We start from the raw sequence: 22,133 nt of genomic DNA, 5'->3' as shown, positions 1-22,133 counted from the left end.
ATTCAAGTGTTTATAATGGCCACCAGTGGAAGCCGTCTTTTTCCAATAATCCGTCGGCAAGCTTTGGACCCATGGAACCAGATTCGTAGTTCGGAAAGTCAAATGCTCTCGTGTTTTCCCACGCTTTGGAGATCTCATCGATAAAGCTCCAAGACAGAGCCACTTCATCCCAGTGAGTGAAGTTCGTCATATCACCGCGCATTGCGTCAAAGATCAAGCGTTCATAAGCTTCTGGTGTGTTGATGCCGTCGATGCAGTTGTTTGTATAATCAAGTCTGATAGGAGTGGTTGTTACATCCTTACCCGATTTTTTCGCATTCAAATGCAAGGTGATACCTTCTTCTGGTTGAATGTTGATGACAAGAAGGTTAGGATCTACCTTTTCCCCGCGATTATAGTATAAATTCATCGGAATATCCTTGAATTGAACGATAATCTTTGTGGACTTTTCACTCATTCTTTTTCCTGTACGGATATAGATTGGAACACCGGCCCAGCGGAAGTTGTCAATTAACAGTTTACCCGCCACATACGTTTCCGTATTGGAGTTTGGATCCACGGAATTTTCCTCTCGATAGCCTTGGACTTGGTTGCCATCGACATTCCCCGCGCCGTACTGCCCGCGTACAAAATAATCCTCGACATCATCTTGTTCAATCTTTCTCATCGCACGCAAGACTTTTACTTTTTCACTGCGAATCTCTTCTGGATTCAGCTTGATTGGCGGCTCCATTGCAAGAAGCGCGACCATCTGAAGCATGTGGTTTTGCACCATGTCTCGCAGGGCACCAGAGTTTTCGTAGTAACGTCCGCGATCTTCCACACCAAGCACTTCACTCGAGGTGATTTGGATGTTAGAGATGTAACGGTTGTTCCACAGTGGCTCGAAAAGAGCGTTGGCAAAACGTATTACTTCAATATTTTGGACCATTTCTTTTCCAAGATAATGATCGATACGGTAGATTTCAGATTCATCAAATGCTTGACGAATTTCAGCGTTCAAATCTTTAGCAGATGGAAGATTGTGTCCGAACGGTTTTTCAATAACAAGACGCTTCCAGCCGTCAGTTTCGGTCAATCCTTCTGACTTCAGGTTCGTCGCAATCGTGCCGAAGAACTCAGGAGCCATGGCAAGATAGAAAATTCTATTACCATTCGTTTCATAGTCGGAATCCAAATCACCCAATAATCCTTTTAGTTGTTGATAGGATTCGCTACTTGTCACATCAAATGGATGATAATAGAAGTGAGAGCTGAATTCCTCTACGTTTCCGTCGCCATTTGCCACGCTGCTGACAGAATTAGACACATTAGAACGGAACTCTTCATTTGTGAGCGGACGTCTTGCAACGCCGACAACAGCAAAGTTTTTAGAGATGCTACCATTTTTATAAAGACGATAGATGGAAGGATACAGCTTTCGTTTCGCTAGATCTCCCGTTGCACCAAAAATGACAATTAAAGATGTCGGATTTTCTTTTTTACTCACCATAAGAACCTCGCTTTATGTACTATTCTTCAAAATATGTGTTATAACATTACCGTTGATTAGGCTGATTAATTATGTAAAAATGTAACAATTTCAAAAATAAGTATGAAACATTGAAAAAATAACCTACCCAAGTATTTTATTTTATCTGTTACTGGGAAGGATTTCAATCTTTATTAAGCCTTATTTGCTTACCAATCACTATATCACATCTGAAGTTGTTTCTCAGAATGATAGGCCTCGTCTTAGTATGAAAAAATTAGGGCAAAACCATTCATACGGAAAACTTCCGGGACCAATAAATTCATCTATATGATAAAGTAAGAAAGACAGGAATGAACGGAGGTACAGACTGTGGAGAACGTAAGCGGAACGTGGAAAGATTTGTTGGAAAAAGAGGCATCCCAAAAGTACTTTAGGGATCTGATGGACTTCCTAGAAGAGGAATATACAAAGCAAACAGTCTATCCAGAAAAGGAAGCCATCTTCTCAGCATTCCAGGCAACAAGTTATGAAGATGTAAAAGTCGTCATACTTGGACAAGACCCTTACCACGGGAAAGGACAGGCGCACGGCATGAGTTTTTCTGTCCAAAAAGGGGTGCGAGTCCCGCCTTCACTAAAAAATATTTACCGTGAGCTTTATGAGGACCAAGGTTTCGAGCCTGTAGACCATGGCTTTTTGATGGAGTGGGCAGAGCAAGGTGTGTTATTATTAAATACGGTTTTAACCGTGAGAGAAAGCAATCCCAACTCCCATAAGGGGAAGGGCTGGGAGCTTTTTACCGATGAAGTGATCCGAGCGTTAAATGAGCGTGAGAAACCAGTCATTTTTATCCTGTGGGGAAAACATGCGGAACAAAAGGAAGCACTGATAACAAATAGTCATCATTATATCCTGAAAAGTCCGCATCCGAGTCCGTTTTCGGCCCGCAAAGGCTTTTTTGGTAGCAGGCCTTTCTCAAAGGTGAATGCCATCTTAGAGGAGATTGGTGAAGAAGCCATCGATTGGCGGTTAACGCCCTAAAATAGAATAGAACGAGGAAGTGCACGAATGCAAAATTTGAAAAAAACGATACAACAAATAGTAGGGCACCGCTTTTTTATGAATACGGTCATGTTTGTCATCCTCTTGAATGCAATCTTGATTGGGATTGAGACATATCCTGACTTAAGAGCGGAATATGCAGGGCTGATTCATGGCTTTGAAGTGTTTTTCTTATGGTTTTTTACGATTGAAATTATTTTAAGGATGCTTGCTGAGAAGAAACTTCACCATTTCTTTAAAAGCAGATGGAATGTGTTTGACTTTGTCATTGTGGCAGGAGTCCTTTTCTTTAGTGGAACGTATTTTATATCTGCCATCCGGATTTTACGTGTTCTAAGGGTACTGCGCGCCATTACGGTCGTTCCATCCTTGAACCGCCTTGTGACTGCTTTTCTAAAAACCATTCCGTCACTTGGAACGATCATGATGTTATTATCTCTTGTCTTTTATGTTTACGCGGTATTGGGAGTCCTGCTGTATGGAGATATTTCACCGGAATATTTCGGATCCCTACATTTAGCACTTGTGACACTGTTCCAGGTCATCACATTGGAGTCGTGGGCAAGCGGCGTCTTCCGTCCCATTTTCGCAGAGAGCCCACTTTCTTGGGTATATTTCGTTTCCTTCATCCTAGTTGGAACGTTTATCGTCTTGAACCTGATTGTCGGGGAGATCTTGAACAATATTCAGGAAGCAAAGGAAGAGGAATTAAAAGAAGAGAAAATAGAGGTCAGCAAAAAAGAGCTGGCGAAAATTACGAATGAGATTGCAGAGCTTAAGCAACTTTTACAAAACAAAGAAAAGATGTAAGTCGAAGGACGCGCAGGAGTGTTAGTACTCTTGGCGTCCTTTTTTATAAATATTTTTGGAATGATACTAAAGACCCAGCTGCTTCCTGCCGAAAATATATAAAAGAGAGAAAACATTTATGATATTTTGTGCAAACGGTTTCATCTTTGAGGGTGAGTTAATTGTGGGGGGAAGAAAAATGGGGAGTATGAGAAAGAGGCTTTTAGTTTTGACTCTATTAATAGGGAGTATCGGCCTGGCAGCGTCCCTTGTCATTTGGGTGAACAGCATGCAGGTGCAAAAAGGGGTCAATGAATTAGACGAGATTACTAAGATCAATGAAAGTTATTTTGATTTGGTGCAATCTTATCAAAGTACGTTGGCAGATATGTATTTTGTGGTATCAAGCGGGTATTCCAAAACACATGTTCAAAAAATAGAAGAAAATTTAACGCAAACCGAAAAGAAGCTGCAAGATTTCGAGCCTTATTTTACGGAATTTGAGGAATTTGGTCAGCTGAAACAGTATTTTGTTGTTTCACATGAAACATTGTCAAAACAATTCGACATCATCAGCGATGTTTCGAATGCCGCCAACATGGATCGAGTTCGAATTACAACCTCGGAAGATTTAGCAAAAGCACGAAATCAAATAGAACGCGCAAATGATAGTGGCATGGAGTTTTTGCAAACTTTTAATGAGGAAAACAGGCAGGTCATTCAGGATAAGGTAGTCTCTACCGAACGCTTGACCTTAGTGACGTTAGCAATCCTTGTATTGGTTCCAATTCTTGCTCTTCTATTGTTTAGAAAGGCTTTTAACAAAGGAGTCAACCAGGTTCTTAGTCGCGTGAACGCCTATCAAGAGGGGGACTTTCTTTATAACGCAGATCAATCTTTTAGAAAAGATGAGTTTGGACAGATCGAGACGTCTCTCACCACCATGGGACAAAATATTGAGCAACTTATGAAAGGAAGCCTCGGGGCAAATCAACGTTTGCAACTTGTCATGAAAGAACTGTTGGTGGCAGCAGAACAGAATTTAGAGGAATCGGCTGGCATCAAACAACGGTCTGAACAGGTAACCGAAAAAGTGTCCATGCAGTATGAAGGGACAGCAGCCATTTCTGCTGTAACGGAACAGGCTTCTGCCAGCACACAGGAGATTTACAGCATTGTGGATGAAATGAAACGAAACCTCGAAGGTATGGAGAGCCTTTCTAAAAGAGGGGCTCAATCATTAAAGCAGATGGTAGCAGACATGCACCAATCTTCCAAGGAAACGGAAACGATAGTAGATCGATTTACAAAAATAAAAGTAGATATTGATGAAGCGAACAGTTTCCTCAAAGGCATCACAGAAATCACCACACAGACGAACTTGCTAGCCCTAAATGCCTCGATTGAAGCGGCACGGGCAGGGGAGGCAGGCAAAGGATTTGCGGTCGTGGCAGATGAAATCAGAAAGCTATCCGGCCAGACAGATCTCTTTTCTAAACAAATTAACGGCATCACTGGCCGCATTCAGGAAGATACCAACGAAGTGCTGAAAGAATTCCAACTTTTCAAAGAAACGATTGAGCAAACGAACGAAAAAAATGAAGCGTCCGCCAAGTTGTTCCAGGAAATCGCCACGAACAGCGGTACATTGCTTGAACAGGGAACGCATATTACGGTAACAATGGAAGAAATTAGTCAGGGAGTAAATGAGATTGTGCACTCTGTAAATGACTTGGTAGCATCGTCATCTGAGCTGACAGAGGAGATGGGTGAGGTCGTAAAGGCTGCAGATCACCAAGTGGATCTTTCCAACAATATGAGGCGAACGGTCGATACAGTAAAAGAGACCGCCGAAGATTTAGCGGCCAACATTGCATCCATAAACATGAATAAATCGTGAACATAAAGCCTGTGGAGCTAATTCTCCGCAGGTTTTTTATTTTATGGGAAGTTGGAAGATGGTAGAATGAAGGATGGACAAAGAAGGATTGGAAGGGAAAGGGTGGGGAGCATGGCCAAACGGATTAATTGCTTGAAATGCAAGCATTACTATGTCACTTGGGATGCCAAGTTCCCAAAAGGCTGCCAGGCTTTCGGTTTTAAAACGAACCAGATGCCTTCCATTGCCGTTTTACGCTCTTCCGGAAGTCCTTGTTTGAAGTTCGATGCAAAAGATTCGCCAATAAAACCCGGCCAGAACGGGTATTATGTGTAAAAGGAGCTCAACAATGAAAAAAATAAATTATCTTCCATGGATCATCGGAATCTCGATTGCGGTAAATGCCCTGGTTGTCGTACTGTTTTTCCTTCCTCAGTATGAAGGTTTAGCGCATGTCGACTTAACATTTTTACCGATGATGAACGCAATTTTCAACAGTTTCACTTTTGTCTTTTTGGTGTGTGCCTTAATTGCCATTAAGAAGAAAAATATAACGGTTCATCGCCGCTTCATCTTAGCTGCATTTACGTCTACCACATTGTTTTTAGTTACATATGTGACGTATCATGCTCTGACTGAATCAACACCATTTGGCGGGGAAGGAATCATCCGTTCCATCTACTTCTTTATTTTACTGACACATATCGTGTTGGCCATAGTCATCGTGCCATTGGCGTTGTATTCCTTGGTGACAGGATTAAGCATGAAAAAAGAGAGACACAGGAAGATTGCACGCTGGACGATGCCATTATGGTTATATGTCAGCCTGACAGGAGTTATTGTGTACTTGATGATTTCACCTTATTACTAGGATTTTTCAAGGAGGGAAGAAGGATGAGCATCACGATAGATAAGATTCTTGCGCGCTTAGAGTCGGAATTAGAGCGTGCCATAGACACCGGAAACGTGCAAAAAAAGCGGGAGCACCTTGCTGCGATAAAATCTCTGTGTGAATTGGCATTGGAGACGGACGTGGAAGAGGATGCGTGGACTGCGCCAAGGGCGGCATCACAACCAACTGCGGCTGCTACCACCCGCTCCATTCAAAGGGCGCCCGTATCATTCGAACAAGCGGCCCCAATCTACACGCCGCCAACCCAACCACCAACCATCACAAACGCCCCATCCAAACCAATCAAAGAAGACGACGCGAATGGGGACTCGCTGTTTGATTTTTAAGAGGAGGGGTCACGGTGGATTCTCCCCACAACTTACCATACTAAAAACGGCGTTGTAACTTAAACTATAAACACCCCAGTAAGTAATGGAGGTGTTTTACATGCCTGGTGGTACAGACGGATCGATGTATGGTTTAATGGCGGCGTACGTAAGCACTAATTTTGACTCGTCGACAAAACTTTCCCACGATCGTTATGAAGTGTATGTAAATGGTGACTTTGTTGGGCAGAAGAACTTGCTCTCCACTAGAGAAGACGTCACAAGTGTCAATGAATTCTTACATTCACATGGATATAATGACTTTTTGTCTAACATAGATGGTGATCATTATCATATACAAACGGAGAAAAAAGAAAGGGAGCTCAAACAGGCTCTGCAAATTTATCTTCATTCTAGATAATTTCGACGAAATGCTCTTACTGCTTTCATTGACGAGGCGGTGGGGGCGTTTTTATTTTTACGGAAGTAAGTGAACATTATGTGTACTAGCAGATAAATTAACGAGGGCAGCTTAGGTATACCGCTTGGTCCGGGGAAGCTAATACTATATAATTCATTATATTGATGAAATACAACAGACCTTTTGAAAGGTGGAAAACGGACATGAATTTATTTATCATCCTTGCAGCTATAAACGGGTTTTTGGCAGTGGCTCTCGGGGCATTTGGTGCTCACGGACTCGAAGGAAGAGTATCCGAAAGAATGATTGAGATCTGGAAAACCGGTGTTACTTATCAAATGTTCCATGCAGGCGGACTTTTCGTCGTAGCGCTACTTATGGAACGCTTCAATAGCACAGGTCTATTGAATGGAGCAGGCTGGTCTTTTCTCATCGGAATCATCCTATTCTCCGGAAGCCTGTACATCCTAACCCTCTCCGGCGTCAAAGTACTCGGAGCCATCACCCCACTAGGAGGCGTAGCCTTCCTTATCGGATGGGTGCTCATCATTGTTGCGGCAGTGAAAGGGTAAGAGGGCTTTAAGATAGAGTTTGGTTTATTGCGTTTAAGTTATAAAGAGGTAAAGAGATAAAGAGGGGTCTGACCCGCTGTGCGTTAATGCGTTAACACACAACATCGTCAGCCCCTCTTTTTTTTAGGCTTGTTATTAACTTTTTTATCTTGGTTGGTATTGGGTTAGGCCTTGGCCGCCGCTGTTGAATGGGTATTCGTAGTCGAGTTCTTCGTCGAATGTGATGTAGTCCAGGTAGACCATCAGGAGCAGATAGCGTTTGCCGGTTTGCGGGTCGCTTAGGATGATGTGATCGCGCCCTGCTGCTTCGATGATCCCTTTAAATATTTTGGCATTCCATTCCCGGTTGTTCTCGAATGTCATGTACACAGTTGCCAGCTTGCCGCGATTTAAGCGAAGAATATTTTCAATATAGGATTGCTCTAGCGGAAGCATGCCTGGAACATCTTGACCAGGATAAGACGGTATTCCTGTTTGCTGCCCTGCAACTTGCTGCTGTTGAGGTTGTTGTTGCTGCATCTGTTGCATTTGCTGCATCGGAATACCTCCACCGCCGCCATACCACTGCTGCCCATAGTTTCTGTAATAGGATGAGTAAGGATCTGCTCCGTACCCCGCAGAATAAGGGGCACCTGCTGCCTGAGAAAACTGTTGATTCATCTGTCATTCCCTCCTCAAAAACTTTTATCTGCTTCGTTGTGAGAAATAACTCCCGTTTCCATGCCTCAAACCCACATTGCTTGGGCTGAAAAGGGGTGCTAAAGTTCAAATGATTAAAATGATTAAGTCGCACTACTTGATTGTATGAAAATTGGAGAAGGAATATGACAGGGGTGGAAGGGGAGTAGTTGAAAGCCAATTACCTATGACAATAAAAAACGCCAAGCCACCATACTAGAAATCCAGCAGGGTGACTTGACGTCGACAACCATTCTTTATTTTTACACGTGCAAGAAGGAATAAACGCGATCTTCTTCTAACAGGTTTCCTACATAGAACGCACCAAACTCACCGAAACGTGCACTAACTTCGTCAAAGCGCATTTCATATACAAGCTTCTTGAACTGAAGTGCTTCGTCAGCAAACAATGTTACGCCCCACTCGTAGTCGTCAAAACCGACAGAACCAGTGATAACCTGCTTCACTTTTCCTGCATATTGGCGGCCAATCATGCCGTGGCTGCGCATCATGCGGCGACGGTCTTCCATCGGCAGCATGTACCAGTTGTCTTCCCCGTTGCGGCGCTTGTCCATTGGGTAGAAGCAGACATGCTTTGCTTTTGGCAATTCAGGGTATAGTCTAGCAAGGATTTGCGGGTTCTGATACGGATCCTCGCCTTCAGGTAAGTAGTTGCTGAGCTCTACAATCGACACATAAGAGTGCACAGGGATTGTGTATTGAGCCAAAGTTGTTTTATTAAATTCGTTCTCGATTTCATTCAATTCCTCCAACGTCGGACGAAGGAGCATCATCATGAAGTCTGCTTTTTGACCCACGATCGAGTACAACGCGTGACTTCCGTTCTTTTCTAACTGAACCGTGTTCCATTTCTCTACAAGGCCCAAGAATTCATTGATAGCCGTTTGGCGTTCTTCACTAGAAAGCGTCTTCCAAAGGGCCCAATCTACCGTACGAAAATCATGGAGGCAATACCAGCCGTCCAATGTTTGAGCTGCTTCACTCATTACAATCACTCCTTAAAAAGATTGAGTATGTATCCTTCCTAACTATATCACAGTTTTGCCATGACTTCCTGTAAGTAAAACTCCGAAATTGTGAAAGCTTCATGAATAGGAAAAGTCAGCACAGATACAATAGTAGGGCATAGATGGAGGGCTTTTTTTAGAAAATAAAGACTTTTTTCTGTAAGCGATAACAATAGAAGGTATCGGTTGCTTTTCCATGTTGAAGGAGTATCCTAAACAATAGAAGCGAAAATAAAGCGGATTAAGGAGTGACCTTTGTGAGCGATTTATTTCAAACATTAAAAGACAAAGTAGCAGGAAAAGATATTAAAATTGTATTTCCAGAAGGCAATGACGAGCGTGTGTTAACTGCAGTTGCACGTTTGGCTGCGGAAAATATGGTGAAGCCGATTGTGGTTGGAGATTTGGACGAGATCAACGGACTTGCTTCCGAGTTGAAGTTGACTCTGGACGGCGTAGAAATTTACGATCCAAAGACATACGAAAACATGGACGAGCTTGTAGCTTCTTTCGTGGAGCGTCGTAAAGGAAAAGCGACAGAGGAGGATGCACGCAAAATCTTGTTGAACCCGAACTACTTCGGCACCATGCTTGTACACGTGGACCGTGCGCAAGGACTTGTAAGTGGAGCGGCGCATTCTACGGCTGACACAGTGCGTCCGGCATTACAAATCATCAAAACAAAAGAAGGCGTACGCAAAACTTCTGGTGTTTTCATCATGGTTCGTAACGACGAGAAGTATGTATTCGCAGACTGCGCGATCAACATTTCTCCAGACAGCAACGACCTTGCAGAAATCGCAGTAGAAAGTGCGGCAACAGCGAACATGTTCGGAATCGAGCCGAAAGTGGCAATGCTGAGCTTCTCTACAAAAGGATCTGCAAAATCACCTGAAACTGAGCGAGTAGTAGAAGCGGCCCGTATTGCTTCAGAACGTGCTCCAGAACTTGTAGTGGACGGAGAGTTCCAATTTGATGCAGCATTCGTACCATCTGTTGCGGAAAAGAAAGCACCAGGCTCAAAAATCCAAGGTGACGCAAACGTATTCGTATTTCCAAGCTTAGAAGCTGGAAACATCGGCTACAAAATTGCCCAACGCCTAGGAAACTTCGAAGCAGTAGGACCAATCCTACAAGGCCTCAACAAACCAGTAAACGACCTATCCCGCGGCTGCAGCGTAGAAGACGTCTACAAACTAGCGCTTATTACAGCAGGCCAAGCGGCTAACTAAATAAAACTAACTTTAACGTATTCGACGTTGAAAGAGAAAACCCTTTGGGGGTCTGACCCCCAAAGGGTATTTTTTTCTCTAAAACCATGTAGTATAATGCTAAGGAACCTTTAAGTACGGTAGTTAAGAGGAGCATTAATAATTATGGCAGAACCAACAGAACCAACATCCATTTACACGCCTGCGTTGCAGTTGTTGAAGCAGCCGAGTTGGCGTATTATAGATCAATCTTCTTTAGGGCCAAATTTTCATGCGTTGCAATCATTTGCGATGGATGACACGTTATGCACCGCTGTTGGCAAAGGAGATAGCGGAGCGGCATGTCGGACGTGGGTGCACCATAACACGGTCGTATTGGGCATTCAGGATACCCGCCTTCCGCACTTACAAGCAGGAATTGATTATTTGAACAGTCAAGGCTATGAGGTAATCGTCAGGAACTCAGGTGGACTTGCTGTCGTCCTGGACCAAGGTGTCCTGAACATTTCCCTTGTTTTTCCGGAAGGAGAGAAGGCAATTGATATCAATCGTGGGTATGATGCAATGTGGGAGCTCACAAAGCATCTGTTCCGCGATATGCCTTACAACATGGAGGCGAAGGAAATTGTCGGTTCCTATTGCCCTGGCAGTTACGACCTAAGCATAGAAGATAAGAAGTTTGCAGGCATCTCTCAGCGCCGTATTCGCGGAGGAGTGGCTGTTCAAATTTACTTATGCATCGATGGTAGTGGATCTGAGCGGGCAGAGATGATCGGAGAGTTCTACAAACGCGCCCTTCAAGGTGAAACGACCAAGTTCGCTTTTCCGACCATTGTCCCAAACGTGATGGCGTCCCTTACAGAGCTCACTGGCCAGAACCTAACAGTCCAAGACGTGATGCTGCGCCTTCTGACCTCATTGAAGGAAATCAGCGGCACCATCTTCGCCAACACACTACAAGGCCATGAATTGGACTTGTACGAACAATACTACGCAAGAATCGTAGAACGGAACGAAAAAGTTCTCGGAGAAAAATAAAAAAAGGGGTCTGACACCACTTTAACGAATTAACGTAAGTGGGGTCAGACCCCTCTTTAACACTTTAAAGTAAGTGAAGGGATACCCCTTCATCTTTTTATCTCTATTCCGCCAGTTTCTCCAGATTGCCATTACGGTCCATCATGAATTTGGATGGGACGTGTTCTTCTTCGTCGAAGAGGACGAGTTTGCGGGCACGGTTCATGATTTTCATGAGTGTTTCGTAGTCTTCTTGGACGGTGACCTGCTCGTCTTGCAGTTTTTGCACGCGTTTTTCAAGTTCGCTGTTGGCACGCGCAAGCTCCGCATTCTCTTTTACTAATCTCTCATTTTCTTGTTGTAGAGCACTAGTATGAACGTTTGAGTGTTTCATGGTTTGTAAGAAACTTATCACTTGCTCCATCGATAAAGACGATCCCATTCCCATGCTGCCACTTCCATAGCCTGCAAAAGAAGGTTGTGTTTTCAGTTCGGCAGCTCTTCTCTCCACTCTTGTCTGTGGAGCGGTAAATGGTTGTTTGCTATCTGTTGCATCAAGCGGTCTTTCCTCCATCTGCTCCAAAACAAACGGTAACTCTTCATTCACCACCGTCTCAGGCGGCGTGTACAATAGCTTCTTCGTAGGCTGCCCAAGCGCACGCTGACGTTGCTTTCGTTGCTTTTTCGCAAGTTGCAGCGCCTTTTCATAGTCATGTCGCACGACTGCGTTCCAGCGGAATCCACATGCAGCGGACGTGCGGTTCAGCTTGTCACCGACCTCTTCAAATGCATTCAACTGTGTGCTTCCTTCACGGACATGGCGCAGAACGGTTTCTGCCAACAACAAATCATTTTCTTCGGACCAAGCATCTTGACGATCTTTCATATATAATCCAACTCCCTTATCTAATCATCGTTCTGTCTATATTTTTGACGGAGAAAAAAATATTTATACATATTCATAGAAAAAATTACTAGATTGTTATCTGTCAGTATTTCGCCAAAAATCTCCTGGAAACGAACTTGCATTGTCCATGGATTCCCTGTAAAATACCTTTTAGTTAACGAACGATAAAGTGACTCCCATCACTTTTTAATAAGAAAGGGCTGTGTAGAACCATGGCAAATGAGTTTCGCATTTGTGATGACTGCGACGCTACTAACGTGAAAACCCTCATTCCGAAACTGAAAAAAGTGGACGAGGGCGCATGTGTGGAAGTGGGCTGTCAATCCTATTGCGGGCCGGGAAGAAAGAAGTCGTTTGCATTCGTAAACAACCGTCCTGTCTCCGCCCCAACAGAAGATGAACTAATTGAAAAAATAGAGAAAAAGCTAAAGAAATAAAAAATCGCCTCTGTATCCTGCATAGGTGATTTTTTATTCGCCTTTTCTAGAAAAAACAAGACTAAGCGGAAACGAAGTAGGGTAAACCCTTAGAGGGTGTCATCCTATCACCCAATAATCCATCCTTTTCTTGTAAAATATTTACGATATAATAGAGTTAGATAAATATTATGCCGAAAATAAAGAGGTCAACGAAATGAGTTATGCAACCGAAAAACTGAGTGAAGAAAAGGTATTTAAGGATCCTGTGCACCGATACGTCCATGTGCGCGACAGGGTTGTTTGGGATTTAATCGGGACAAGGGAATTTCAGCGTTTGCGCCGGATCCGCCAGCTTGGCACCACTTATTTAACGTTCCACGGTGCGGAGCATAGCCGACTTAACCATTCATTGGGAGTATACGAGATTGTCCGCCGCATCATTGATGACGGATTTGAGGGAAGACAGGACTGGAATCCGGATGATCGCCTGTTATGTCTGAGTGCTGCCTTGCTGCATGACCTGGGACACGGACCTTTTTCGCATTCCTTTGAAAAGGTGTTCCACTTAGATCACGAAGATTTTACCCAAGCCATCATTCTCGGGGACACGGAAGTGAACGCCGTCCTTAAAAAAGTCCATAAGGATTTTCCGAAAGATGTGGCCGAGGTCATCGCGAAAACGTATAAAAATAAATTAGTGGTTAGCATGATTTCTAGTCAGATAGATGCTGACAGAATGGACTACTTGCAACGTGACGCATACTTTACCGGAGTCAGTTACGGGCATTTCGATATGGAGCGGATTCTTCGCGTCATGCGCCCGAGAGAAGACCAGGTTGTCATTAAGTCGAGCGGGATGCATGCGGTGGAAGATTATATTATGAGCCGTTACCAAATGTATTGGCAGGTTTATTTTCACCCTGTAACACGAAGTGCGGAAGTCATTTTGACAAAGATTTTGCACCGTGCGAAACAATTACACCAAGAATATTACACATTTAAATATCATCCTGTTCATTTTTACTCTCTTTTTGAGGAAGAAATTTCAGTAGAGGATTACATAAAGCTTGATGAAGCGGTGATTATGTATTATTTCCAATCCTGGCAGGAAGAAGAAGATTCGATATTAAGTGACTTATGTCGACGATTTATGAACAGGAATTTGTTTAAATACGTCGAATTTAATCCTAATAAGCAAATGATGGACTTGATGGAACTGACAAGTCTCTTTAAGAAAGCGGGCATCGATCCTGCATACTATCTAGTGGTGGACTCCTCGTCCGACCTGCCGTACGACTTTTACCGTCCGGGAGAAGAAGAGGAGCGCCTTCCGATTCACCTGCTTATGCCAAACGGGGATGTGCGTGAGCTTTCAAGGGAATCTGAAATCGTGGATGCCATTTCCGGCAAAAGAAGAACCGACCACAAGCTTTATTTTCCACAAGACATGCTAGAAGATCTATCGACTAAAAAATCGGCAAAGAAAAAAATCAGAGAGATACTAGGAATATAGGCAACGGCTAAGGTTAGGAGATGAAAGGGTTTGTTGACAGATCACGCAAAATTAATGAAGGTGTTTGCATCTGCAGGTGAAGTCATCGGGAGAAAGAAGCTGCAGAAAATGGTGTATATCGCTAAAAAGCTGAACTACCCATTTTATGAAAAGTACAATTTCCATTTTTACGGACCATATTCAGAAGAAGTGACATTGAGAGTGGAAGAGCTCTGCAATCTCGGCTTTTTAAGCGAGTTAAAAGAGAACAAGGGTGGCTACTCGCAATACCGCTATACACTGACGGAAAACGGAGAGGAATTCTTGACGCACTACGACTTGGAAATGCCTCACCTGAACGAGTGCATGACCAAAATGAACGAACAGAGCTCCCGCTTTTTAGAGCTTGTTTCCACCGTGCTGTTTTTTGAGAACCTGCCAAAAGAAGAGGTCCAGGAAAAAGTCTTTACGCTGAAAAGCAAGCAGCGCTACACAGAGGACGAAGTGAACGAGGCATACGACTATATTGAAAGTCTTCGTGAATGCATCACACAATAAATTGAGAAGCCCAAGAGGATGGTTGGATCCTTTTGGGCTTTTTCTATACGGAAAAATTGAAAAAGTTGCAATAACCTCTGAAAAAGTTACAATCATCATCCGAAAAGTTACAATCCTCCTCAAAAAAGTTACAATAACCGCTCAAAAAGACACAATAACTAGAATGGTACCTTTCGTGACAAGATAACAGGCTTACCTCCACCCAAAAAAGGGAATGCTACCTATAAAAAGCCGAGAAAAAGAGGAGCAATATACATATGGAAAAGTGGACACTGCGAGCAAGAAAGGAAATTTGGTTTGTGCCGAGCCTGTACGCGTTGGCAAGCATCATTCTTACAGCAATTGTCATATCAGTAGATACCGTTTTCGCCGATTCTGTTCAGAATTATCTTCCTAAAATGTTTTTCACAAATGTGGATTTGAGCACAACCATCTTGAGCTCGATTGCAACCGCCATACTCACGATGACCACCATTTCTTTTTCCACGATCATGGTCGTCTTGACCACTTACTCCAGCCAGTTTTCTCCTCGGACGCTTCAGGATTTTATGACGGAGAAGACAACGTTGCGAGTACTGGGTGTGTTTGTCGGATCCTTTATTTATACGGTCTTGTCCTTGTTGTTCATGAAAGATTGGCTAGATGAGCAGCGGGTGTTAGCCTCAGGTGTGGGTGTCATTCTCGCAGTGATCTGTGTGGGTTATTTTGTTTTTTTCATTCACCATGTCGCACGCTCCATCCAGGTCAGCAAATTAATAGAAAGGCTCATGAAAGAGGGACTTGTTACGGTGAAAAAGAAGAAACTCCTCTATAAAGCCGAAAAAATTATTTTTGAAAAGATGGATATTCCTTCGTCCGCTTCGCAGGAAAAAATGGAACTCACTCCAAAGGCGACAGGATACGTCCAAGTTATTGATACAGAAGGCTTGGCAGCCAAGGGGAAAGAGCACGGTTTTCATATAGTTTTCAATAAACGCATCGGTGACTTTGTAACCGAACGCAGCGTGATCGCCATCGTTTATTTTAAAAAAGAAAAACCAGAAGACGTCGATCTGACCGCCTTTATCGAGGTTGGGGAGGAGCGTACGCCGCTTCAAGACGGGGAATTTGCCTTGCAAAAACTCGCGGAAGTGGCCCTGCGTGCAATATCACCTGGTATCAACGACCCCAATACTGCCAACAACTGTATTCGGTACATGAGCAGGTTGTTAATGGAGTTTGGTGAGGTCGATGCAGACGCGATTACCTATCTTGATGAGGATAAGGAAAAAAGAGTGACGATTCCGCAACGTAATTTTGAAGAAATCTTATACACAGGTTTTTACCAAATCCGGATTTACGGAGAACGGGATATCTCGGTTGTTCTCACGACGTTGGAGTGTCTGATCCTTATCGCTGAGGGAAGCAATCAGGAGATTAAGGAGAAGGTTAAGAATATGTGGGGCTTTTTGGTGGATAGCATCAAAGAGGATTACTTCGAGCCGCTTGATGTAAAAATGGTGGAGGAGAAAAAGAAGAAGTTAAGTGAATTATTGAACTAGAAAGGGATTCGAAAGCTTGTCCGAATCCCCCTGAACGATTATTGATCGCTTAAGCGCTTGCCGCCAACAGCATAGTGACCTTTTGTCATCTCTTCAATAAAAACGACGATCTTTTCTTCCGGGGCACCGGTTGTTTCGCTGACAGCTGCTGTCACTTTTTCCACCAATGCTTTTTTCTGTTCTTCACTGCGGCCTTCCAGCATTTTCACTGTTACATATGGCATTTTCGATTCGCTCCTTTGATTGTTTTTAACTCTCCCGTAAATTATTGTATAATGAAAAGAAAAGCGCAAGCGGCAGGATCGGATTTGCCGCCGCAGCTATCCAATTAAGCAAGGGGGCTAGAAAATGGATCAGGAAAAAAAGAAGAAACCAATTGGCTTCAATATTATAAAAAATGACCCGACAGACGGGCACGGCGGATTCGGGATCGGGGCGCTGAGCCTTGATAATGTGTCACCTGTATTTGTAGATGTTGAGGGTGGGGATGCGTTTGTTGACATCGGCGCAATGCATGCCCGCAGTACAGTAGAGCGTGGGATCAAGTTTCTTCCCAACAAAGAGGACGTACCGAACGGTAAACCTTTCTGGCTTGTTTGGGTAACCATCGACCGCAAACAAGAGGGGCCTTACTACGCCGGAGTGACAGCATGTGAAATGACGGTGGACAGAGAAATCCGCCGAGGCTACAAGTCCCTGCCGGAGCATGTGAATAAAATGGATAAGTCTATGAAACGCTACATCATGGTGGAGCACATGGATGACCGTTCTAAAGCTATTTTGCAAAACTATCTCGAGTCACATGACAGCGGAATGTGGGAACGAGCAACTGATGATCTCAAGAAACAATTAGCAACAAACTAGTTTGTCAAGAGGTTATCGAAAATAAAGATGTGACATTTTTTTGAATGTTCGACTCTACCCACTTGAGTTATTACGACAAAAAAAGTAAAATTAACTCACATGTGTAGAACACATGGAAAGCTAGGACACCTAAAACCCCCGGGAGACATCCCGGGGGTTTTAACTTTTTTAGGATACTATTTGTCCTTTGAGGCTCATAGCTGTTGATTGGAGCAAAAGGCGAAGACTCCTGCGGGGGAGTAGCGACATTGTTGAGACCCCGCAACGAAGTGAGGAGGCTCAAGGTCGCCCCGCGGAAAGCGAAGCCGTTTTGCGGAAATCAACAGCGGTGTTACATAAACATCACATCCAAGGAACAAATCGTTTCCACCATTTTTTGTTTTCTTCTTCTTTTGGCTGTTCCTCAGGGATTGCTTCTTCCTCTTTTACGTCTTCTAGATGCGCCATGCAGTATTCGGTTGGTTCGGTTCCTTTAATATAATAGCTCAGCCTCGAGACCGGGCAGTCGCTTGTGGCCAGAAGACCGCTTTGCGGGTTGACCTGCACCCCGACAACTCCTTCTGTTGGTGCAAATGCCACAACCGATTTATTGTCGAGCGCGCGCTCCATGAATCCTGCCCATAAATTTTTCGCATAGTGCTTTTCCGCCCAGAGTGTAATCGATTGATCCCGGTCATAGCCTGTCCAGACTGCACTCACTAATTGCGGCGTATATCCAATCATCCAGCTGTCCGTTTCGGTGGATCCAGACTTTCCGGCATAAGGCCTTGTCAGTTTGTCGAGAATAGCATTCCCGGTTACGGCCATATAGCCGTTTAACGCCGGGTCAAACATTCCCGTCATCATATGATTCAGGACAAATGTTACATCAGGATCCAATAGTTGCTTCGTTTCTTTTTCCCGCTCAAAAAGAACTTCTCCACGATAGTTCACTACTTTTTCAATAAAAACAGGCTTCACTTCTTTACCTCCATTTGCAAAAACACTGTAGGCATTGGCCATGTCGATTACTCGAACAGGGGACGTGCCAAGTGCAAGAGAAGGGACATCTTCAATCTGTGAATGAATACCAAGCTTTTTAGCCTGTTTGGTCAATTCTTCTTCACCAAGCAGCAGATGTGTTTTAACCGCATACACGTTATCGGATAATGGCAAGGCCTGCATCATCGTCAATACATCATTGGCATAGTAGTTGTTGAAGTTGTGCGGCGTGTATGTCGACCGTCCGTTATCCACTTGGAAGGTGGTCACTTCACTGCGGAAACCGGTGGATGGCGTGAATCCCTGCTCAAGCGCACGGTAATATAACAACGGCTTAAAAGTCGAACCTGGCTGCCTTTCCGCCTGCGTGACCCGGTTGTATGAGCTTTCTTCATAATCTCTTCCACCGACAAGCGCAAGCACTCGTCCTGTTTTCGGATCCATCGAGACGAATCCGACTTGCATATCAGATGCTGGATCAAAAGTCTTCTCGACTTCTTCTTCCGCAATGGCCTGGAGAGTAGGATCCAGGGTGGTGTAAATGTGAAGCCCGCCCATTTCTAACTCTTCCTGCAGACCCAAAACATTTCTGATCTCCGCCCGTACGGCATCTTGGAAATATGGCGCCATGAACTCTTTCGGCAGATGCTCACGGTTTCCGTATGTCAGCGGTTGAGCGAGCGCTTCATCCGCTTCTTTTTTGGTAAGGGAGCCGTTTTCCACCATCGAATGGAGGACAATCTCTTGCCTTTGGCGTGCCCGGTCGCTATCTGTATAGGGCGAAAAGACGCTCGGACCTTTCGGAATGCCCGCAAGCATGCTGGCTTCCGCTAATGTCAGGTCTTTTGCTGGCTTGTTAAAATAATAATAGGACGCCGATTCAATTCCATAAGCGCCATGACCATAGTAGATCGTATTCAAATAGCCTTCGAGAATCTCTTCCTTGGAGTAATTAGCCTCGATCCTGATGGTATAAAGAGCTTCATCCCACTTTCGTTTCCACGTTTTATCGTGAACAAGAAAAAGGTTACGCGCGTACTGCTGGGAAATGGTACTCGCTCCTTGCACTTTTGCCCGGGCCTTGATGTCGGCTAGGATGGCACCACCGATTCGCTTCGGATCAAACCCGTGATGGGTGAAAAAACGTCTGTCTTCCACCGCCACCGTCGCATCAACTAAATAAGGGGAGATATCCTCAAGGCCGACCCAGTACCGCTTCTCGCCACTATGAGCCTCCCCGATGATGGAACCATCCTTGCTGTAGAAAATCGATGACTGCGTGACAGAAAGGGGGGGAGCACCCTTGGACTTCGCATAAATCCACACTCCGCCAACTAAAAGAAAGAAAGAGATTGATAGGATGATTCCGATAAAAAACATCGCACGAATATATTTTATAACCTGTTGAAACCGGTCGTTTGTGATTAATTCCATTTTCTCAAACCCCCTTTATCTATGACCTCTATCTAATGAATTTTTTCTTAGTGCTGTGGAAGTAAGTCAACCGTTTTAACGAACAGAAATCTCCCTATATAAAAAATGGTTTTATTTCCTAGTATGAAATTCTTTGAACCTTTTTAAACATTTGCAGAAAAATAAATTTTTTACTTGAATTTTTGCTAGATTCATCTATACTTTTTTCTTGGTGATTAGAAAAGTGGAAGTGGTTGTTCGTTGGCCGCAGAAGCAAGAAATCCCGAGAAATCAATGTTTCATTTTTCATCGATAGGGAACGATAAAAACGAGCATTTAACGATAGAAACTAACGCTTATGGCCGCAAGATAGATAGTAAATTTAAAGTGAGAAGGGAATGTTGTACAAAATGGAATTATGGTACACAGAATATCAAACAAAAAACTTCGGAATCACAGCGAAAATCAAACGCACTTTACATACAGAGCAGACGGAATTCCAAAAGCTTGATATGGTAGAAACAGAAGAGTTCGGCAACATGCTTATTTTGGACGGAATGGTCATGACAACACAAAAGGACGAGTTCGTTTATCACGAAATGGTGGCACACGTGCCATTGTTCACGCATCCTAACCCTGAAAATGTGTTGGTAGTAGGCGGAGGAGACGGCGGAGTTATCCGTGAAGTCCTGAAGCACCCAAGCGTGAAAAAAGCGACACTTGTTGAAATCGACGGAAAAGTAATCGAGTACTCTAAAAAGTACCTTCCTGAAATTGCAGGAGAACTTGAAAACGAGCGCGTAGAAGTAAAAGTCGGCGACGGCTTCATGCACATTGCAGAAAGCGAAAACGTATATGACGTCATCATGGTAGACTCCACGGAGCCCGTTGGACCAGCTGTAAACCTGTTCACAAAAGGTTTCTACGCAGGAATCTCCAAAGCGTTAAAAGAAGACGGCGTATTCGTAGCACAAACGGACAACCCATGGTTCACACCTGAGTTGATCACAAATGTACAACGCGACGTACGTGAAATCTTCCCGATTACACGCCTGTACATCGCAAACATCCCAACATACCCAAGCGGCATGTGGACATTCACAATCGGATCCAAAAAACACGACCCACTGGAAGTAAGCGAAGACCGCTTCCACGAAATCGACACAAAATACTACACAAAAGAACTGCACAAAGCAGCATTCGCCCTGCCTAAATTCGTAGCGGATTTAGTGAAGTAAAGAGATAAAGAACTAAAGAGGGGTCTGACCCTCAGCGCTTTAAAGCGCTAAGTGGTCAGACCCCTTCATTCAAGGAGGAAACCACCCATGCGTTTTGATGAAGCATATTCAGGCAACGTGTTTATTAAAAGCCACCCGAGCTTTGATGATAGCCAGGCAGTAATTTATGGCATGCCAATGGACTGGACAGTAAGCTACCGTCCAGGATCCCGCTTCGGCCCGTCCCGTATCCGCGAAGTATCCATTGGACTGGAAGAATACAGCCCGTATCTTGACCGCGAGCTAGAAGAAGTAAAATACTTTGATGCAGGCGACATCCCATTGCCATTCGGTAACCCGCAAAAAAGCATCGAAATAATTGAAGAATACATTGACGGACTTTTAGAAAAGGAAAAATTCCCACTTGGTATGGGTGGGGAGCATCTTGTATCATGGCCTGTCATCAAGGCAATGTACAAAAAGTATCCGGACCTTGCCATCATCCACATGGACGCACACACAGACCTTCGTGACGATTACGAAGGCGAGCCGCTTTCCCACTCCACACCGATTAAGAAAGCAGCAAACCTGATAGGCCCGACGAATGTGTACTCATTCGGAATCCGTTCCGGCATGAAGGAAGAGTTCCAATGGGCGAAGGAAGTCGGCATGCACATCTCCAAATTCGAAGTGCTTGAGCCGTTAAAAGAAATCCTTCCGACACTTGCAGGCCGTCCTGTATACGTAACAATCGACATTGACGTCCTTGACCCTGCACATGCACCAGGCACAGGAACAGTAGATTGTGGCGGCATCACATCCCGTGAGCTACTTGCATCCATACATGCCATCGCAGGTTCCGATGTGAACGTGGTTGGGGCCGATCTTGTAGAAGTGGCACCAATCTATGACACTTCTGAGCAGACTGCCAACACAGCGAGCAAGCTAATCCGTGAAATGATTTTAGGTTGGGTAAAATAAGCTATTAAAATGTAGCTCTGTTTTCTAAGTACTTGTGAAAGTGCTTGGGGGACGGGGCTTTTTTGTATAAAAATGGATTTTATTTGCCCGAAGGCAGTGGGAATCCCGCTGAAAAGTCTAATAGAACGTCTCTATACGCCCGAAGGCCAAGGAAACTTGTACGAAAAGTCTAATAGAAGACCTCTATACGCCCGAAGGCTCAAGAAATCTTGCTGAAAAGTCTAATAGAACGGTTCTATACGCCCGAAGACCAAGGAAACTCACACAAACTGTCTAATAGAACGCTTCTATTCTACCGAACTGCCATCAAAGACCACCCTAGCGTCCAATAGAACCTAAATTCCCAATCCCAATCAACCCCACTCCCACAAAAAACCACCAATTTACCCAAACCTCCCAACATCCTCTATT

The 22,133-nt window shown here is 44.1% G+C and carries 23 protein-coding genes; 17 read left to right on the top strand and 6 right to left on the bottom strand.

The window, feature by feature from the left end:
- Positions 1–10 precede the first annotated feature (10 nt).
- Complete coding sequence (gene zwf, locus K7887_RS21020; RefSeq protein WP_223491543.1) at positions 11–1,492, bottom strand: glucose-6-phosphate dehydrogenase; 1,482 nt, start codon at positions 1,490–1,492, stop codon at positions 11–13.
- A gap of 351 nt (positions 1,493–1,843) precedes the next feature.
- On the opposite strand from zwf, the gene K7887_RS21015 reads away from it, so the two are divergent.
- From K7887_RS21015 to K7887_RS20980, 8 genes are all read left to right on the top strand, one after another.
- The gene (locus K7887_RS21015; protein WP_223491542.1) at positions 1,844–2,515 is read left to right on the top strand and encodes a uracil-DNA glycosylase; all 672 of its coding nucleotides are present in this window, start codon (positions 1,844–1,846) and stop codon (positions 2,513–2,515) included.
- Between the two features lie 27 nt (positions 2,516–2,542).
- Complete coding sequence (locus tag K7887_RS21010) at positions 2,543–3,346, top strand: ion transporter (protein ID WP_223491541.1); 804 nt, start codon at positions 2,543–2,545, stop codon at positions 3,344–3,346.
- 178 nt (positions 3,347–3,524) lie between these two features.
- Positions 3,525–5,225: a methyl-accepting chemotaxis protein gene (locus K7887_RS21005; RefSeq protein WP_223491540.1), complete on the top strand. Its 1,701-nt coding sequence runs from the start codon at positions 3,525–3,527 to the stop codon at positions 5,223–5,225.
- 66 nt (positions 5,226–5,291) lie between these two features.
- Positions 5,292–5,540 carry a hypothetical protein gene (locus K7887_RS21000; RefSeq protein ID WP_317849227.1) on the top strand — a complete coding sequence of 83 codons (249 nt, stop codon included), beginning with the start codon at positions 5,292–5,294 and terminating at the stop codon, positions 5,538–5,540.
- A gap of 13 nt (positions 5,541–5,553) precedes the next feature.
- Positions 5,554–6,075 (top strand): DUF420 domain-containing protein, encoded by a 522-nt coding sequence (locus tag K7887_RS20995; RefSeq protein WP_223491539.1) that lies wholly within the window; start codon positions 5,554–5,556, stop codon positions 6,073–6,075.
- 23 nt (positions 6,076–6,098) lie between these two features.
- Complete coding sequence (locus K7887_RS20990) at positions 6,099–6,443, top strand: YwdI family protein (RefSeq protein WP_223491538.1); 345 nt, start codon at positions 6,099–6,101, stop codon at positions 6,441–6,443.
- Positions 6,444–6,543: 100 nt separating this feature from the next.
- A complete protein-coding gene (locus K7887_RS20985; protein ID WP_010197523.1) occupies positions 6,544–6,843 on the top strand; it encodes a hypothetical protein in 300 nt (99 codons plus the stop codon).
- A 203-nt stretch (positions 6,844–7,046) separates the two neighbouring features.
- Positions 7,047–7,415 (top strand): DUF423 domain-containing protein, encoded by a 369-nt coding sequence (locus tag K7887_RS20980; protein WP_223491537.1) that lies wholly within the window; start codon positions 7,047–7,049, stop codon positions 7,413–7,415.
- 144 nt (positions 7,416–7,559) lie between these two features.
- On the opposite strand, the gene gerQ is transcribed toward K7887_RS20980, so the two are convergent.
- Together gerQ and hemQ are read right to left on the bottom strand one after the other, a co-directional pair.
- On the bottom strand, positions 7,560–8,075 hold the full coding sequence (gene gerQ / locus K7887_RS20975) for a spore coat protein GerQ (protein WP_317849226.1): 516 nt from the start codon (positions 8,073–8,075) through the stop codon (positions 7,560–7,562).
- Between the two features lie 281 nt (positions 8,076–8,356).
- A complete protein-coding gene (gene hemQ / locus K7887_RS20970; protein WP_223491536.1) occupies positions 8,357–9,100 on the bottom strand; it encodes a hydrogen peroxide-dependent heme synthase in 744 nt (247 codons plus the stop codon).
- Positions 9,101–9,378: 278 nt separating this feature from the next.
- Here hemQ and pta point away from each other — a divergent pair, with 278 nt between their 5' ends.
- On the top strand, positions 9,379–10,353 hold the full coding sequence (gene pta / locus K7887_RS20965) for a phosphate acetyltransferase (protein ID WP_223491535.1): 975 nt from the start codon (positions 9,379–9,381) through the stop codon (positions 10,351–10,353).
- Positions 10,354–10,497: 144 nt separating this feature from the next.
- Positions 10,498–11,370, top strand: coding sequence for an octanoyl-[GcvH]:protein N-octanoyltransferase (locus K7887_RS20960; RefSeq protein WP_223491534.1), 873 nt, complete (start codon positions 10,498–10,500; stop codon positions 11,368–11,370).
- Positions 11,371–11,473: 103 nt separating this feature from the next.
- Here K7887_RS20960 and K7887_RS20955 read toward each other — a convergent pair whose 3' ends face one another.
- Positions 11,474–12,235 (bottom strand): RsfA family transcriptional regulator, encoded by a 762-nt coding sequence (locus K7887_RS20955; RefSeq protein ID WP_223491533.1) that lies wholly within the window; start codon positions 12,233–12,235, stop codon positions 11,474–11,476.
- A gap of 233 nt (positions 12,236–12,468) precedes the next feature.
- On the opposite strand from K7887_RS20955, the gene K7887_RS20950 reads away from it, so the two are divergent.
- The 4 genes from K7887_RS20950 to K7887_RS20935 all read left to right on the top strand — a co-directional run bounded on the left by K7887_RS20950 (position 12,469) and on the right by K7887_RS20935 (position 16,266).
- Complete coding sequence (locus K7887_RS20950) at positions 12,469–12,693, top strand: YuzB family protein (protein ID WP_010197511.1); 225 nt, start codon at positions 12,469–12,471, stop codon at positions 12,691–12,693.
- A 196-nt stretch (positions 12,694–12,889) separates the two neighbouring features.
- The gene (locus K7887_RS20945) at positions 12,890–14,188 is read left to right on the top strand and encodes an HD domain-containing protein (protein WP_223491532.1); all 1,299 of its coding nucleotides are present in this window, start codon (positions 12,890–12,892) and stop codon (positions 14,186–14,188) included.
- Between the two features lie 30 nt (positions 14,189–14,218).
- A complete protein-coding gene (locus tag K7887_RS20940; RefSeq protein ID WP_223491531.1) occupies positions 14,219–14,725 on the top strand; it encodes a YwgA family protein in 507 nt (168 codons plus the stop codon).
- A 257-nt stretch (positions 14,726–14,982) separates the two neighbouring features.
- On the top strand, positions 14,983–16,266 hold the full coding sequence (locus K7887_RS20935) for a DUF2254 domain-containing protein (protein ID WP_223491530.1): 1,284 nt from the start codon (positions 14,983–14,985) through the stop codon (positions 16,264–16,266).
- Positions 16,267–16,304: 38 nt separating this feature from the next.
- Here the strand turns inward: K7887_RS20935 and K7887_RS20930 are convergent, their stop codons facing one another.
- Positions 16,305–16,532, bottom strand: a complete 228-nt coding sequence (locus K7887_RS20930; RefSeq protein WP_263290360.1) for a 2-hydroxymuconate tautomerase — start codon at positions 16,530–16,532, stop codon at positions 16,305–16,307.
- A gap of 82 nt (positions 16,533–16,614) precedes the next feature.
- Between K7887_RS20930 and K7887_RS20925 the strand changes: the two genes are divergently transcribed.
- On the top strand, positions 16,615–17,130 hold the full coding sequence (locus K7887_RS20925; protein ID WP_223491528.1) for a YwhD family protein: 516 nt from the start codon (positions 16,615–16,617) through the stop codon (positions 17,128–17,130).
- Positions 17,131–17,472: 342 nt separating this feature from the next.
- Here the strand turns inward: K7887_RS20925 and K7887_RS20920 are convergent, their stop codons facing one another.
- The gene (locus K7887_RS20920; protein ID WP_223491527.1) at positions 17,473–19,545 is read right to left on the bottom strand and encodes a transglycosylase domain-containing protein; all 2,073 of its coding nucleotides are present in this window, start codon (positions 19,543–19,545) and stop codon (positions 17,473–17,475) included.
- A gap of 389 nt (positions 19,546–19,934) precedes the next feature.
- Between K7887_RS20920 and speE the strand changes: the two genes are divergently transcribed.
- Both speE and speB read left to right on the top strand, forming a co-directional pair.
- Positions 19,935–20,762 carry a spermidine synthase gene (speE, locus tag K7887_RS20915; protein WP_223493724.1) on the top strand — a complete coding sequence of 276 codons (828 nt, stop codon included), beginning with the start codon at positions 19,935–19,937 and terminating at the stop codon, positions 20,760–20,762.
- Positions 20,763–20,849: 87 nt separating this feature from the next.
- Complete coding sequence (gene speB, locus K7887_RS20910) at positions 20,850–21,722, top strand: agmatinase (protein ID WP_223491526.1); 873 nt, start codon at positions 20,850–20,852, stop codon at positions 21,720–21,722.
- Positions 21,723–22,133 lie beyond the last annotated feature (411 nt).

This window comes from Sutcliffiella horikoshii (assembly GCF_019931755.1).
GTDB lineage: Bacteria > Bacillota > Bacilli > Bacillales > Bacillaceae_I > Sutcliffiella_A > Sutcliffiella_A horikoshii_E.
The sequence above is the reverse complement of the archived record's forward strand: the minus strand, read 5'-3'. Positions and strand labels throughout refer to the sequence as shown.

Excerpts from the sequence above, each read along its gene's own strand:
- zwf (WP_223491543.1), bottom strand. The coding sequence starts at position 1,492 with ATGGTGAGTAAAAAAGAAAATCCGACATCTTTAATTGTCATTTTTGGT.
- K7887_RS21010 (WP_223491541.1), top strand. The coding sequence starts at position 2,543 with ATGCAAAATTTGAAAAAAACGATACAACAAATAGTAGGGCACCGCTTT.
- K7887_RS21005 (WP_223491540.1), top strand. The coding sequence starts at position 3,525 with ATGGGGAGTATGAGAAAGAGGCTTTTAGTTTTGACTCTATTAATAGGG.
- K7887_RS21000 (WP_317849227.1), top strand. The coding sequence starts at position 5,292 with ATGAAGGATGGACAAAGAAGGATTGGAAGGGAAAGGGTGGGGAGCATG.
- K7887_RS20995 (WP_223491539.1), top strand. The coding sequence starts at position 5,554 with ATGAAAAAAATAAATTATCTTCCATGGATCATCGGAATCTCGATTGCG.
- K7887_RS20990 (WP_223491538.1), top strand. The coding sequence starts at position 6,099 with ATGAGCATCACGATAGATAAGATTCTTGCGCGCTTAGAGTCGGAATTA.
- K7887_RS20985 (WP_010197523.1), top strand. The coding sequence starts at position 6,544 with ATGCCTGGTGGTACAGACGGATCGATGTATGGTTTAATGGCGGCGTAC.
- K7887_RS20980 (WP_223491537.1), top strand. The coding sequence starts at position 7,047 with ATGAATTTATTTATCATCCTTGCAGCTATAAACGGGTTTTTGGCAGTG.
- gerQ (WP_317849226.1), bottom strand. The coding sequence starts at position 8,075 with ATGAATCAACAGTTTTCTCAGGCAGCAGGTGCCCCTTATTCTGCGGGG.
- hemQ (WP_223491536.1), bottom strand. The coding sequence starts at position 9,100 with ATGAGTGAAGCAGCTCAAACATTGGACGGCTGGTATTGCCTCCATGAT.
- K7887_RS20960 (WP_223491534.1), top strand. The coding sequence starts at position 10,498 with ATGGCAGAACCAACAGAACCAACATCCATTTACACGCCTGCGTTGCAG.
- K7887_RS20955 (WP_223491533.1), bottom strand. The coding sequence starts at position 12,235 with ATGAAAGATCGTCAAGATGCTTGGTCCGAAGAAAATGATTTGTTGTTG.
- K7887_RS20950 (WP_010197511.1), top strand. The coding sequence starts at position 12,469 with ATGGCAAATGAGTTTCGCATTTGTGATGACTGCGACGCTACTAACGTG.
- K7887_RS20945 (WP_223491532.1), top strand. The coding sequence starts at position 12,890 with ATGAGTTATGCAACCGAAAAACTGAGTGAAGAAAAGGTATTTAAGGAT.
- K7887_RS20935 (WP_223491530.1), top strand. The coding sequence starts at position 14,983 with ATGGAAAAGTGGACACTGCGAGCAAGAAAGGAAATTTGGTTTGTGCCG.
- K7887_RS20925 (WP_223491528.1), top strand. The coding sequence starts at position 16,615 with ATGGATCAGGAAAAAAAGAAGAAACCAATTGGCTTCAATATTATAAAA.
- K7887_RS20920 (WP_223491527.1), bottom strand. The coding sequence starts at position 19,545 with ATGGAATTAATCACAAACGACCGGTTTCAACAGGTTATAAAATATATT.
- speE (WP_223493724.1), top strand. The coding sequence starts at position 19,935 with ATGGAATTATGGTACACAGAATATCAAACAAAAAACTTCGGAATCACA.
- speB (WP_223491526.1), top strand. The coding sequence starts at position 20,850 with ATGCGTTTTGATGAAGCATATTCAGGCAACGTGTTTATTAAAAGCCAC.